Raw genomic sequence first — 13371 nt, forward strand, 5'->3', positions numbered from 1 at the left:
GTAATTTTTATAGCTGAACGCTATATTCATTGGTATGTATTAAATTAAAGTAGCGCGCGCTAATTTCATCAGATACATTCCAGGCGGAATTAGAAACAGAAAGAAGACACCTTCTCAAATCAGAGAAATTTCCAAAGCCATCTGCCGAGGAGAGGTTCAATAAATCGTAATCTTGTAAATTGGTCACGCTACGAGTGAGCTCGTCTGGATTATTGCGTTCAGTGCCTGCTAATTTCGATAGTCTGGCGCGCAACGCTTTGCTCACCCAAGCTAAAGAGCGAGGATTTTCATCATCCAGAACCAAAAGACTTAAAAGTGGGGCAATTTCGCGGCTTTGTTGATGCTGCGCATGGAAAGTAATCGTACTGTCAAACAAATTGAGGAGTGCCGTATAGCCAGAGCTATCAGTATTGGGATTAAATAGCAGACCCATCTCAATTGCGGTATCTAATACGGTAGTCAAGAAAGACAAGCGCTCAATATGTCGGCCAATCGAGAGAAGTTGCCAGCCATCATCACGCGTCATGCGGTCTGTTTGGGCGCCAGTAATGGCCGCTAAAGCGCTGCTCGCTTGCTTTAAGGCGTCAATGGCTAATGAGGATGAGAAGTCTTGGAAGGTGGTTGCCTTATTGCAGTCTTTTTCAAAGTTCTCAATACAGTGATTGATAGTGCTCCATTGTTCTTGAGAAAGTCGCTCTCGAACTGTTGATGCAGTTCGTTTCATTGCGTTGAGGTTATAGCCTACGCTAGTCACATTTTCTGTGGAATTGAGTGAGTTGATGAGCGTTCTCTCAAAAATACGATGACGAACATCCCCTTGATCCAGGTTGCTTGGGACGCCGTCGGGTACCAGACCATATTGGTGGGAAAGTTTCTCCAGCCAAGCCCAAAGGGATCTAGAAGGAGTGTATTCACTATTGATATTTTCTAGATAGAGTTTGGCAAGTCGTAAAATATTTTCACTACGTTCGGTATAGCGACCAAACCAGTACAAATTTTCAGCGGCACGACTGGTAACCATCCGTTTGCGCATGACTAATTCTTTTGTCTGGATGGCATGTTGAGGATGGGGCTCTGTTCTCTCCTGCTGTTGATTGTTTTGGACCCAAACATCAGCGCTACTGCCACCTCTTTGCATCGAGGCGATACCTGAATCTGAGCCATCGATACGTGCTAGGCCACCTGGTAATACTTGCCAACTATCTGGACCATTGCTGAGGGCAAAAACTCGCAACATATAAGAGTGTGGCTCAACCAAAGAAGCATCGTTGAGGTTAAATGCATTGAGCCAAGTGGGCATTTGTGCCAGAGGAATATAGGTTTGAACGGTGTGTTCATCTGGTTTGCGAGTGATGCGACCAACCCATTCATCTAGTTGCGCTTGTGAGAGGTCGCCACCTAAAGCCGATTCATAATTTTGATGTCCAGAACCATTAGGATAGGTAGGTCTAATAGTGCTGTGACTCAGATTGGGAATGGCCGCCTCTAATGCCGCTCTTTCACCACACCACCAAGTATCCATAGCTGGTAATTGAATTTGTTCGCCTAATAGTTTTTCGCTAATGGCTGGCAGGAATCCCAGCAATCCGGGTGATTCCAAGAAAGCCGATCCTGGAGCATTAGCAAGGATGACATTGCCAGCACGAATCACTTGCAATAATCCAGGGACGCCTAAAGTAGAATCTACGCGTAGTTCAAGTGGATCCAAGAATTCATCATCTAAGCGCTTTAGCAAAATATCAACGGGCTCTAAGCCGCGTACTGTTTTGAGATAAAGACGTTGATCTCGCACAGTAAGGTCGCCACCCTCTACCAGCGTCAAACCTAAGTAGCGAGCCAGGTATGCATGCTCAAAATAGGTTTCGTTATAAGGTCCGGGCGTGAGGAGTGCAATATGTGCATTAGCGCCAGCAGGACTTTCTAGTTTGAGGGCGTCAATCAGATCTCGATAGGCATTTGCTAGTGGAGCAATTTGCATATGCTCATAGGCGCTGGGAAACTGCCTGGCAATCAGATTGCGATTCTCTAATAAATATCCTAAGCCAGATGGTGCTTGTGTGCGCTGTGACAAGACAGACCATTTACCATCAGGTGCTCTAGCCAAATCAAACGCAATAATATGTAGGTGCTTGCGATTGTGGAGCTTTGCGCCATGCATGGCTCGTAAGTAGCCTGGATGCCCATGAATCAAAGCAGGGGGAATGTATCCTTCTTTGAGTAAGGTCTGCGAGCCATAAATATCTTTAATAATTCCCTCTAACAATCGTGCTCTTTGTAGAACACCTGACTGAATTTCTTGCCAAGACTCTGGACTGATGATGAGGGGAAACAAATCAACGGACCATGGACGCTGTGGACCGAATTCATCGGCATAGACGTTATAGGTAATACCGTTATCGCGAACTTGGCGGTTTAGCTCGAGTGTGCGTTGATCTAAATCCGAAAGTCCTGAGGGCTCTAGCTGCTCAAAGAATGTTTTCCAGTGCGGTAGGAGGGTGGATGAGTTGCCGCGCAACTCATCAAAATGACCCTCCTTAGCTTTCGGTGCCAGGCGAGCAATCTCATCAACCAGAGAGGGGTTAGGAGTAGATTTCAAAGAATTGGCTTGAGAGGATTCCACAAGCTATTGTCTCATCGACGCATATCGAGCGTAAATGGAAACTCTTTACTCGCTGCTAACTCAATATTCGCAGCAACGCCCTCTACCAATCCTGGTGTGTGGCCCATTCGGAAGAAGCGCGAAAGACGACGACTTTCTGCTTCATAGGCGTTTACTGGGAAGGTGTCATAGTTGCGTCCGCCCGGGTGAGCCACGTGGTACTGGCAGCCGCCTACTGAGCGCTTCATCCAGGTATCAATCACATCAAATACTAAGGGGGCATGTACCCCGATGCTTGGGTGCAGGCTAGATGGTGGATTCCAGGCTTTATAGCGCACACCAGCAACATACTCGCCAGCAATGCCAGTGGGTTGAAGGGGCAGGGGCTCTCCATTACAGGTGATCGTGTAACGGCTTTGATTGAGTCCAGTAACTCGCACTTCAATGCGTTCAATCGAGGAGTCTACATAGCGCGCAGTTCCACCAGCAGCACTTTCTTCGCCCATCACATGCCATGGCTCGAGACCATTCCGCAAGGTGATTTCAGTGCCCATCGTTTGAACTTGACCAATAAGTGGGAAACGGAACTCAAGATGCGGCGCAAACCATTCGGGCTTGAAATCGTAGCCGTGACCTTGCATTTCTTCGATTACATCATCAAAGTCCATTTTGATGAAAGTCGGTAAGAGGCAGCGATCATGGAGTTCAGTACCCCATCGAGTTGCTGGAGCAAGATAAGGCTCGTCCCAGAAGCGGGCAATCAGAGCCCGAATAAGTAATTGCTGAACAATACTCATATGCGCATGTGGGGGCATTTCAAAAGCACGCAGTTCTAGTAGCCCTAAGCGACCAGTTTGGCTATCTGGGGAATACATCTTGTCGATACAGAACTCACTGCGGTGTGTATTGCCAGTTACATCAATCAAGATATTACGCAGAGTACGGTCAACTAACCATGGTGGCATGCTTGAACCATATTTCTTGCGATTCTCATGAATCTCTTTAAGTGCTATCTCAAGTTCATAGAGTTGATCATTGCGCGCTTCATCAACCCGTGGCGCTTGGCTCGTAGGACCAATAAACATTCCGCTAAATAGATAGCTTAAGCTAGGGTGGTTATGCCAATACAAAATCAAACTCGCTAAGAGTTCTGGTTTGCGTAAGAAAGGGCTATCAATTGGAGTTGCACCACCCATTACAAAGTGATTGCCACCACCAGTGCCAGTATGTCGGCCATCCGTCATAAATTTTTCGGCTGATAAACGGGATTCAAAGGCAGCTTCGTATAGGAATTCGGTATGCTCAACCAATTCATTCCAGTTATGCGCCGGATGAATATTCACCTCAATCACACCTGGATCAGGAGTCACCTGCAAGAGCTTGAGGCGAGGATCTCGTGGAGGAGGGTAACCCTCGATGACGATTTGGAATTGCAATTCTTCGGCAGTAGCTTCTACTGCTTCTAATAAATTGAGATAGTCTTCTAAGCGTGCAAGCGGTGGCATAAACACATAGAGGGCGCCATTTTTACCGCCATGCTTATTTTCTGCGTCGGGACCGTTAGAGCGCATTGGGTCGCGTGTTTCAACACAGAGTGCGGTGCGAGTGATCCAGGCTGCAGATTCTTGGCGTTGTGGATGACGCACTTCCTGAGATTGACTCCAAATTGTTTTGCCAGTTCCTGATGATTTCAAAGAGGGGCCAGGAGCAGCAGGGGACCCAGAAACATTCTGACCTAAACCTTGGTGCTGCTGAATGACTGGCGCAGCAGTTTGTATAGGTGGTCGTGGAGCAAAGGGATCTTGCTCAATCATGTAGGGGTAGTCAGCCTTACTAGTCCAGGGTAGGGAATCTAATGGCAGGCGATAGCCCATTGGAGAGTCGCCCGGCAATAAATAGAGACGATCATCGCGATAAAGCCAGGGGCCTGTTTTCCATTGGGTATCAAAGTAATTTTGACCTTGATCTGCCTCGATTGGAAGAACATAGCCAATCACAGAATCGAGTTTTTGAGTAAACACACGCTTGAGACGAGTGCGCTCCATCTCATCATCTAAGTTGGACTTAAATGGATCAACATTGACTGGTAGTTTTGATTCACGCCAGAGGTAATAAAAGACATCTTCATAAGCAGGTTCAATAAACTGATCTGCTAGTCCTAAATTTTTAGAAAGGGTACGTACAAATTTATCGGCATCTTTGCTGGTATACATGATGGGATCACGTTCATCGGCAAAGAGTTTAGGATTCTTCCAAATGGGATGGCCGTCCGCTCTCCAGTAAATGGAAAGAGCCCAGCGAGGTAATTGTTCCCCTGGGTACCATTTGCCTTGGCCAAAGTGCAAGAAGCCGCCATCGCCGTATTCTTTACGTAGGCGCTCCACTAGCTCGGTTGCATAACCTCGCTTAGTGGGTCCAAGTGCATCGACATTCCATTCGCGCTCATCACGACCATTGATCGAAACAAATGTAGGTTCACCACCCATGGTGAGGCGTACATCACCAGCCTCTAATTTCTTATCAACCTTGTGACCTAAATCGACAATTGCTTGCCATTGATCTTCTGTATATGGTTTAGTAACTCGCGGAGACTCGTAAATGCGAGTGACTTCCATCGTGTGCTTGAATTCCACTTCGCAAGGATCTACGCCACCTTCAATGGGCGCCGCACCAGAAGGTTCTGGAGTGCAGGCAACCGGGATGTGGCCTTCACCAGCAAAGAGACCAGAGGTAGGATCCAGGCCAATCCAGCCAGCACCTGGCAGATATACCTCGCACCATGCATGCAGGTCAGTGAAATCAACTTCTGTTCCGCTAGGGCCATCCAGTGCTTTGACATCTGGCTTTAGCTGAATTAAATAACCCGATACAAAGCGTGCGGCCAGGCCACATAAGCGTAATAGGTTTACCATCAACCATGCAGAATCACGGCATGAGCCGCTGCGCAAATCCAAAGTCTCATCGGGAGTCTGAACACCTGGCTCCATGCGAATGAGGTAATTGATATCTTGTTGAACTTGTTGATTTAGTTTGACTAAAAAATCAATCGTACGCATTTCACTACGATCAATCGTTTTGAAATACTTATTCAAAGTTGCATTGCGCATTCTTCCGAGGTAAGGGCGCAATTCTTTTTTCAGGTCAGAGTTATATGTAAAGGGATAATTCTCTGCATCAGGCTCTAAGAAGAAATCAAATGGGTTGTATACCGCCATCTCGGTAACCAGATCAACCGTTACTTTGAACTTCTTCGTTTTTTCAGGAAAAACCAAACGCGCTTGGTAGTTGGCGTAAGGATCTTGTTGCCAGTTCACAAAGTGACCTTCTGGCTCTACTTTGAGTGAATAAGAAAGAATGTGACTGCGGCAGTGGGGAGCTGGGCGGAGACGGACTACCTGCGGCCCGAGCTCGACCAAGCGGTCATAGTCATATTCAGTAACGTGATGCAGGGCGGCGTGTATTGACATGGCTAAAGTCTATAAGTTCCCCAGAAGGGTGCATTATTGCGGCGCACAAGTTTAGTGCGCCAACAGTCACTATGCCCATTATCGGGCAAAAGGCCACAAAAACAGGGCATTCCAGCAATTTGCCCTATAAATAAGGGGATAAGTTGAGGGTACAGGTCTTTATCTACTTTCTTCAAGAGAGGTAAATATGGTTGTCTATATCACTCGAAATATCATCGCCAGAATGCGCAGAAATGATGGCACTGATAATGGCTGTTATCCATTGCACCCAGGCAAATATGAAGCCAATAAAACGAATGACGGCGCATTAGAGATTTTGCAAAGTACAGGAGAGCCTGTTTATCTGCTACCGTTCATTTGGTGGGAAAAGATGGAAATCGGAGATATCTTGATTGCTGCCTAATGAATGGATAGCGAAGACAGGGCGTAAACATAAAAATGAACTATCAATACATTAAAACTGAGCAGGCAGATTTAATCGCTACCATCCGCTTTAATCATTACGGAAAACGCAACGCCCTAAGCGAATGCTTGATTGAAGAGATGCATCATGCGCTTGAGGTATTTGGCAAAGAAGATGTTCGGGTATTAGTACTCAGATCGGATCAAAAGAATAAAGTTTGGTCAGCCGGTCATGATGTCATGGAGTTACCAAGGTCTGAGCGTGACCCTTTGCCAGCCGATGATCCTGTCATGGTATTGCTCAAATCAATACGTGCCTTTCGGGCACCAGTGATTGCAATGGTCGATGGATCGGTTTGGGGCGCCTCTACCGATTTAATTATGAGTTGCGATATTGCGATGGGAGATCATGATTCAACCTTTGCGATTACTCCTGCAAAGTTAGGCCTTCCCTATACTGCGAGCGGCATTTTGCATTTCATGTCACGCATGCCGTTGAATGTCGTAAAAGAAATGTTCTTAACAGCAGACCCAATAGGTGCCGACCGTGCATTACAGATTGGTATCTTGAATCATCTATACGTATCTAGCGAGCTGGAGGCAAAGACTTATCAAATGGCGAGAACGATTGCATCGCGCTCACCACAAGCGAACTCAGTGCTCAAAGCCCAGGCACAAATGCTCTCAGATGCTGCGGTGATGAACCCTGCGGTATTCGAGCATCTTCAGTCCTTGCGCAAGAACGTCTATATGGGTAGTGATTACCGTGAAGGTATTACTGCATTCCTAGAAAAACGTGATCCTGTGTTCGGCCAAGCCAAGTAGTTAAAATAAGGCTCCTATCCACGGGGCGCTATGAGTATTCAGGTTAATTCAGAAGGGGTTTCTGCATCACGGGTCTTTTTGCCTGCTGATCAAACGCATTCCAATTTACTTGAATTCTTTATTACTCAGTTTCCACACATTAGGGCAGTAGAGTGGGAACAAAGGTTTGACGAAGGGCTGATTCTGGACATAGAAGGACAAGCCCTCTCAGCCAAAGATCCTTATCAGCCCAATACCCATTTGATGTACTTCAGAAGGTTGGCGCGCGAACCAGAAATTCCCTTTGAGGAACAGATTCTCTTTCAAGATGAACATATTCTGGTGGCTGATAAACCCCATTTCTTACCAGTGACACCTAGCGGGCTTTACCTACATCAAACCTTACTCAATCGACTCAAGAAAAAAACCGGCATTCCAACATTAAGTCCCATTCATCGCATTGATCGTGATACTGCAGGCCTGGTGATTTTTTCAGTCAATCCTGATGAGAGGGCGCAATACCAAAATCTGTTTCGCGATCGTGTTGTGAAGAAGGTCTATGAAGCGATTGCACCATACTCTGATGCGCTGATTAAGAGATTGCCGATGACCTATCAAAGCAAAATAGAAGAATCGGAGCATTTTTTGCAGATGCAAGAGGTTGAAGGCGAGCCCAATACAGACACACTTATTGAGCTTATTCAAATCAATCAACCTTGGGCTAAATATCGCCTAACACCTGGAAGTGGTAAGAAGCATCAATTGAGGTGCCACCTCAATGTATTAGGGGCACCAATCAAGCATGATCAGATCTACCCAATCCTGACACCATATCAAGAATATGAACTAGATTTTTCTAAGCCATTGCAATTACTCGCTAAGGAAATCGCTTTTGATGATCCCATTACAAAACAGATGAGATCATTTGCCAGTCAGCAAAAACTGGAGTTTTAGCGAGCCCTAATCCTTGAGGGCAGCAAAGCTACTCGCTTGAGCTTTATGCCAGTACAACTCGAATACTCTCGGTAAATTCAGTGATGGATCAATCCCTTCATTTTTGAGTAACAGGCCCTTGGGCATTTCGGGGAGTAAAAAAGAGAGTAGACGAACTTCATTTTTACTAATGCGGCGAACGATATGGGGCGCATCGATTTCACCTGGATGATGTAAACCGGCTGCTTCGACTAATTCTTTTAAAGTTTTGAGTGTTTCATTGTGAAAGTTGTAAACGCGCTCTGACTTATCGGGAACAACAAGTGCTTTTTGGCGTTGCGGATCTTGTGTAGTAACACCAGTAGGGCAGAAGCCTGTGTTGCAAACCTGTGCTTGTATGCAGCCTACCGAGAACATGAAGCCACGAGCGCTATTACACCAATCGGCACCCAATGCAAAAGCTACTGCCATATCAAAGGCGCTGATAATTTTTCCTGAACAACCAATTTTGATGTGTTCGCGCAAATTAGTGCCCATCAAAGTGTTATGAACTAAGCGTAAACCATCTTGGAGAGGCGTTCCAACATGGTTGGTAAATTCCACTGGTGAAGCACCGGTTCCGCCTTCTGAGCCGTCGACAACAATAAAGTCTGGATAGATATTGGTCTCTAGCATGGCTTTAACAATTCCAAACCATTCCCAGGGATGGCCAATACATAACTTAAACCCAACCGGTTTACCGCCAGAAAGGTCACGCAAGCGTTTGATAAAGTGCATCATTTCAATAGGGGTTGAGAAAGCGCTATGCGAGGAGGGGGAGATGCAGCTTTCACCTTCCTTTACTCCCCGAGCAGCTGCTATTTCAGCAGTGACTTTAGGTCCCGGCAATATCCCGCCGTGTCCAGGTTTGGCGCCCTGACTGAGCTTGATCTCTAGCATTTTGACTTGGGGATCTAATGCGTTTTGGGCAAACTTGTCTGCATTAAAACTCCCATCTTCATTGCGGCAGCCAAAGTAACCTGAGCCAATTTCCCAAATGAGGTCACCACCATGGGTGCGATGGTATTGGGAGATAGAGCCTTCACCGGTGTCATGCGCAAAACCACCTTTTTTTGCCCCTAGATTTAATGCCATGATTGCGTTGGCGCTTAAGGACCCAAAACTCATTGCAGAGATATTAAAGATACTGGCAGAGTATTTTTGTATACAGTCTTTGCCGCCAATTTCAACTCTAAAATTATGGTTTGGTAAATGGGTTGGCATTAAGGACTGATTAATCCATTGATAACCAGGAGCCATGACATCGAGAGTGGTGCCAAATGGAATTTCATCGGCGACCGCTTTTGAGCGGGAGTAGACCAGGGTCCTTTGTTCTCTAGAGAAAGGAGTTTTGTCGTTATCTCCTTCAATAAAGTATTGACGTATTTCTGGGCGGATAAATTCCAGTAAAAAACGCATATGTCCCAAAACAGGGTAATTGCGCAAAATGGCATGTCTTTTTTGAAGACAGTCATAAGTACCCAATGCTGTTAGAAAACCAAAAATAAGTAATGCAAGCCAATCGATTACTCCCATCATATGAATAGCTACGCTAATAATGAGACCTAAAATACAGAGTGAAAAGGTAATCAGTCTGATGGGGAAGAAGGGATTAGATTTTTTGCTCATGGTCTTTTAGGGAGATTATTGTCTTTAATTGAGTATAAGCATTAAATATGTAGCCTTTATGATGACTTAAATCAAATCCTGACATAAATAATCAAAGGGTCTGGAGTATCCTGATAGGGTAGTCATTATTAATAATAGGAAGAATATGTCATTAAATCACGCCGTTATTTGGATAGACCATCAAGAAGCGCATGTTATGTTTTTGAGCGCAGATGCTAGCGAAGCTGAAATCATTAGAAGTAAATCTACTCATACCCATTTGCATCACAAGGCAAATGAAGTTGGTAGTGGTAGAGCAGCTCTGGATTCTAAATATCTCCATTCTGTGCTTCAGGCAGTAAATGAATCCAAGGAAATCTTGATTCTTGGGCCTGGCTCAGCAAAGTTGGAGCTGATTAAGCATGCCCATCATCATGATGCTAAGATCGCTGAAAAGATTGTTGGCGTTGAAACCGTTGATCATCCTACGGATAAAGAAATTCTGGCGTATGCACGTAAGTTTTTCTATAAAGTAGATCAAATGCTCCAAGAGTAATAAGGATAGCGAACATGAGTAAAGAAACCAAAGAGGCACTAGGTCCAGACGGGCTGCCAGGCCATGATTATTTCTTGGATGCTGTAAACCATATTGATGAAGCAGTAGCCAATAAGACTATTGCAATAGGTGCAGCCAAAGGCATCGTCTACAGTCTGGTCGAAACACTTGGATCCATGGTCGGCGACCCTGATCTACCAAGCCATCTGAAGTCCGGCTATATGGGGGCACTTGATCTGGCCGTGGAATTGGAAGCAAAGTTAAGCAAGTAGGTTGAATCTTTTAACTCAAATCAAGGGCAACTTCGGTTGCCCTTATGCATTTAAAATGGTCTCAAATCGCTACTGAATTGAAGTTCATGACAAATCCCCCTAAGAAACGCTTAGCAGTCGCTCCCATGATGGAATGGACCGATCGCCATTGCCGTTCTTTTCATCGTGCGCTGACTAAGGAGGCTGTTCTCTATACCGAGATGGTAACCACAGGGGCATTGATGCATGGTGATGTACCACGTCATTTGGATTACTCGCAAGATCAACATCCTGTTGTCCTGCAACTGGGAGGTTCTGAGCCCAATGATTTAGCAAGGTCTGCTGAGTTGGCGAAGCAGTGGGGCTATGACGAGATTGATTTGAACTGTGGTTGCCCATCCGAGCGTGTGCAACGCGGTGCATTTGGAGCTTGTCTGATGGCTGAGCCCAATTTAGTTGCTCAATGCGTGACAGCGATGAAGAATGCAGTCAGCATTCCGATCTCGGTAAAGCATCGCTTGGGCTTGGACTCAATGGATGCTGCTAACTCTGAAAAAGATTATCAGTTTGCACTTGATTTCATTTTGGCTGTGGCAGATGCAGGGGCAAGCCAGGTAACGATTCATGCTCGTAATGCAGTGCTCAAAGGATTGTCGCCAAAAGAGAATCGTAGTAAACCTCCGTTACGTTATGAAGTTGCTAAAAAGCTGAGACTAGATGCGCAAAAGCAATTTCCTAATCTCAAAGTACTGCTTAATGGCGGCTTAGAAACGAATGAACAAATCGCAGGTCATTGGGATGACTTTGATGGCTTTATGGTCGGAAGGGCTGCATATCATTTTCCGGCATTACTGTTAGGTTGGGATGACTTGATCAACACGAATGGGGATGCTGCGGGCTACCTTTTCAGCGAAACCGAATGGCATCGCATTCAGATTGCTTTAGTAAAGCAAGTGCAATCGTGGTTTGATGAATGTCGATATAAAAATAAGCCTTTTTATATTGGTGCATTCACAAGGCATATTTTAGGACTGGCCCACGGCAGGGCGGGTTCTCGCTACTGGCGTCAACGACTCTCCGATCACCATGCTTTAGCTAAAGTGCAGAGTAAAGCTGCCATCGCCGACTTCTTTCTTGATGCCAGCTTGTGCCTTGGAGATTGGGCTGCTTTTGAGCTGGAAACGGCAGAATAAGACTGTTTTGGCAGGTTTTTGCCCAAAAAGGCTATAATCTTCACTTCTACAACGGCGGACGTAGCTCAGTTGGTAGAGTCCCAGATTGTGATTCTGGTTGTCGCGGGTTCGAGCCCCGTCGTTCGCCCCATCAATTCCCTCCCGCCTCCCAACTGCCCATCTTAGTGGGAGCACTTTTCTAGGCGGTAACGCTAGAATAGGTTTTATGGATCTTGTTAACCAGACCTTTTACTTCTCCGCCTTTATTATTTTGATGGGGTTGACGCTGGGCTTTCTTTCTCATCGTGATGAATATAAAGAAACCCAGAAAATTTGGTATTGGCCAGCCAGTCTTTCATTCTTATCGCTGGCAGCCCTTTCTTTCTTTTTTGCCTCTTGGGAAAGCTTATTTTTTCTAGTATTGTCTAATTTTCTGTTATTTGTTGGAATGCTTTGCCTTGCACTGTTATTCAGATCTTGGCGACCAAATATTTCTCAAGAAATTAGCCCATATGTTTGGGGTGGATTTGCTATCCTATCCATCGCCTTTTTCATCTTATTTGGATATGCTGATCCAGTAAGTCGAATTTATATTGCTAGCGCTTTCATAACGGGATTTTCTGTTTGGCAGTTATGGGAATTACGCGCAGTTAAAAAACATAATTCAGCTCAGCAAATCAAGATTTTGATTGGCATCATTACCTTACAGATTATTTTACGCGCAGCAAGATTAATCGTTTTACGCGAGTGGCCAGACGAGCATATTGAGTATTTATTCCACGAAGGTGCTGTAGGATTTTCAATTCGGATCCTATCTTCCTTATGCATCATCCTTTCTTGTATGGTCATTACCCACTACTATTTAGATACTCTATGGAAGCTACACCGAAGCAGCTCCAGGGCAATTGAAAGTGGTTTACTACACAGCTTGAATGCACTGTCGATGGCTCGCGATAATGAGACAGGTGACCACATCATAAGGACGAAAGCATACGTACAAAGATTAGCAGAGCGACTTAAAAGTATGGGCATATACGAAGCCCAACTGACCCCTTCTGATATCGAACATATGGTAAAGGCAGCCCCTCTCCACGATATTGGTAAGGTGGGTATTCCCGATAGTATTTTGAGAAAAAATGGTCCCCTGAATGCAGAAGAGTGGGAAGTAATGAAGACGCATGCTGCTCTAGGTGAGCAGGTATTAAGAGCTGCCAACGCAGATAGCGATAAGAGCCTAAAGGTCTTAGAAATGGCAATAGATGTCGCTGGCGGACATCATGAAAAATGGGATGGTAGTGGTTATCCACGCGGTCTTGCTGGCGAAAGTATTCCTCTGGCAGCACGCATTATGTCGCTCGCAGACATGTATGATGCTTTAGTCAACGAACGTGCCTATAAAGAAAAATGGACACATGAGGCCGCATGCGAAGAGATAGCGCGCCATAAAGGGAAGATCTTTGATCCAGCGGTTGTGGAAGCCTTTATTCTGGAAAAGCCATTTTTCTATGAAATTGCTCAACAGTATGCTGAGGAGTAAGTA

At 45.4% G+C, this 13371-nt stretch carries 10 protein-coding genes and 1 tRNA gene; 8 read left to right on the plus strand and 3 right to left on the minus strand.

Annotation, left to right across the window (positions count from 1 at the left end; translation table 11 throughout):
* Positions 1-7: 7 nt before the first annotated feature.
* Both FD961_RS03535 and FD961_RS03540 read right to left on the minus strand, forming a co-directional pair.
* Complete coding sequence (locus tag FD961_RS03535) at positions 8-2620, minus strand: circularly permuted type 2 ATP-grasp protein (RefSeq protein ID WP_215394135.1); 2613 nt, start codon at positions 2618-2620, stop codon at positions 8-10.
* 11 nt (positions 2621-2631) lie between these two features.
* Entirely contained in the window at positions 2632-6066 is a 3435-nt protein-coding gene (locus tag FD961_RS03540; protein WP_215394136.1) for a DUF2126 domain-containing protein, read from the minus strand.
* 187 nt (positions 6067-6253) lie between these two features.
* Between FD961_RS03540 and FD961_RS03545 the strand changes: the two genes are divergently transcribed.
* The 3 genes from FD961_RS03545 to FD961_RS03555 are packed head-to-tail and all read left to right on the plus strand — an operon-like array spanning position 6254 to position 8226.
* Positions 6254-6469, plus strand: a complete 216-nt coding sequence (locus FD961_RS03545; protein WP_071465030.1) for a hypothetical protein — start codon at positions 6254-6256, stop codon at positions 6467-6469.
* Between the two features lie 35 nt (positions 6470-6504).
* Positions 6505-7293 (plus strand): methylmalonyl-CoA decarboxylase, encoded by a 789-nt coding sequence (scpB, locus tag FD961_RS03550; protein ID WP_071465031.1) that lies wholly within the window; start codon positions 6505-6507, stop codon positions 7291-7293.
* Positions 7294-7323: 30 nt separating this feature from the next.
* Positions 7324-8226 (plus strand): pseudouridine synthase, encoded by a 903-nt coding sequence (locus FD961_RS03555; protein ID WP_251371320.1) that lies wholly within the window; start codon positions 7324-7326, stop codon positions 8224-8226.
* Positions 8227-8232: 6 nt separating this feature from the next.
* Here FD961_RS03555 and FD961_RS03560 read toward each other — a convergent pair whose 3' ends face one another.
* Entirely contained in the window at positions 8233-9873 is a 1641-nt protein-coding gene (locus tag FD961_RS03560) for an FMN-binding glutamate synthase family protein (RefSeq protein WP_215394137.1), read from the minus strand.
* A 145-nt stretch (positions 9874-10018) separates the two neighbouring features.
* Here FD961_RS03560 and FD961_RS03565 point away from each other — a divergent pair, with 145 nt between their 5' ends.
* The 5 genes from FD961_RS03565 to FD961_RS03585 all read left to right on the plus strand — a co-directional run bounded on the left by FD961_RS03565 (position 10019) and on the right by FD961_RS03585 (position 13368).
* Positions 10019-10408, plus strand: a complete 390-nt coding sequence (locus FD961_RS03565) for a translational machinery protein (protein ID WP_215394138.1) — start codon at positions 10019-10021, stop codon at positions 10406-10408.
* 14 nt (positions 10409-10422) lie between these two features.
* Positions 10423-10680 carry a hypothetical protein gene (locus FD961_RS03570; RefSeq protein ID WP_071465035.1) on the plus strand — a complete coding sequence of 86 codons (258 nt, stop codon included), beginning with the start codon at positions 10423-10425 and terminating at the stop codon, positions 10678-10680.
* 86 nt (positions 10681-10766) lie between these two features.
* Positions 10767-11852, plus strand: a complete 1086-nt coding sequence (gene dusA / locus FD961_RS03575; protein WP_215394139.1) for a tRNA dihydrouridine(20/20a) synthase DusA — start codon at positions 10767-10769, stop codon at positions 11850-11852.
* 54 nt (positions 11853-11906) lie between these two features.
* Positions 11907-11982: transfer RNA gene (locus FD961_RS03580), tRNA-His, on the plus strand.
* 75 nt (positions 11983-12057) lie between these two features.
* A complete protein-coding gene (locus tag FD961_RS03585; protein ID WP_215394140.1) occupies positions 12058-13368 on the plus strand; it encodes an HD-GYP domain-containing protein in 1311 nt (436 codons plus the stop codon).
* Positions 13369-13371 lie beyond the last annotated feature (3 nt).

It is taken from the genome of Polynucleobacter sp. TSB-Sco08W16 (assembly GCF_018687455.1).
GTDB lineage: Bacteria > Pseudomonadota > Gammaproteobacteria > Burkholderiales > Burkholderiaceae > Polynucleobacter.

What these genes read in the sequence shown, in the direction of transcription:
- FD961_RS03545 (WP_071465030.1), top strand. Translation starts at nt 6,254, where the DNA reads ATGGTTGTCTATATCACTCGAAATATCATCGCCAGAATGCGCAGAAAT.
- dusA (WP_215394139.1), top strand. Translation starts at nt 10,767, where the DNA reads ATGACAAATCCCCCTAAGAAACGCTTAGCAGTCGCTCCCATGATGGAA.
- FD961_RS03585 (WP_215394140.1), top strand. Translation starts at nt 12,058, where the DNA reads ATGGATCTTGTTAACCAGACCTTTTACTTCTCCGCCTTTATTATTTTG.
- FD961_RS03560 (WP_215394137.1), bottom strand. Translation starts at nt 9,873, where the DNA reads ATGAGCAAAAAATCTAATCCCTTCTTCCCCATCAGACTGATTACCTTT.
- FD961_RS03565 (WP_215394138.1), top strand. Translation starts at nt 10,019, where the DNA reads ATGTCATTAAATCACGCCGTTATTTGGATAGACCATCAAGAAGCGCAT.
- FD961_RS03540 (WP_215394136.1), bottom strand. Translation starts at nt 6,066, where the DNA reads ATGTCAATACACGCCGCCCTGCATCACGTTACTGAATATGACTATGAC.
- FD961_RS03555 (WP_251371320.1), top strand. Translation starts at nt 7,324, where the DNA reads ATGAGTATTCAGGTTAATTCAGAAGGGGTTTCTGCATCACGGGTCTTT.
- scpB (WP_071465031.1), top strand. Translation starts at nt 6,505, where the DNA reads ATGAACTATCAATACATTAAAACTGAGCAGGCAGATTTAATCGCTACC.
- FD961_RS03570 (WP_071465035.1), top strand. Translation starts at nt 10,423, where the DNA reads ATGAGTAAAGAAACCAAAGAGGCACTAGGTCCAGACGGGCTGCCAGGC.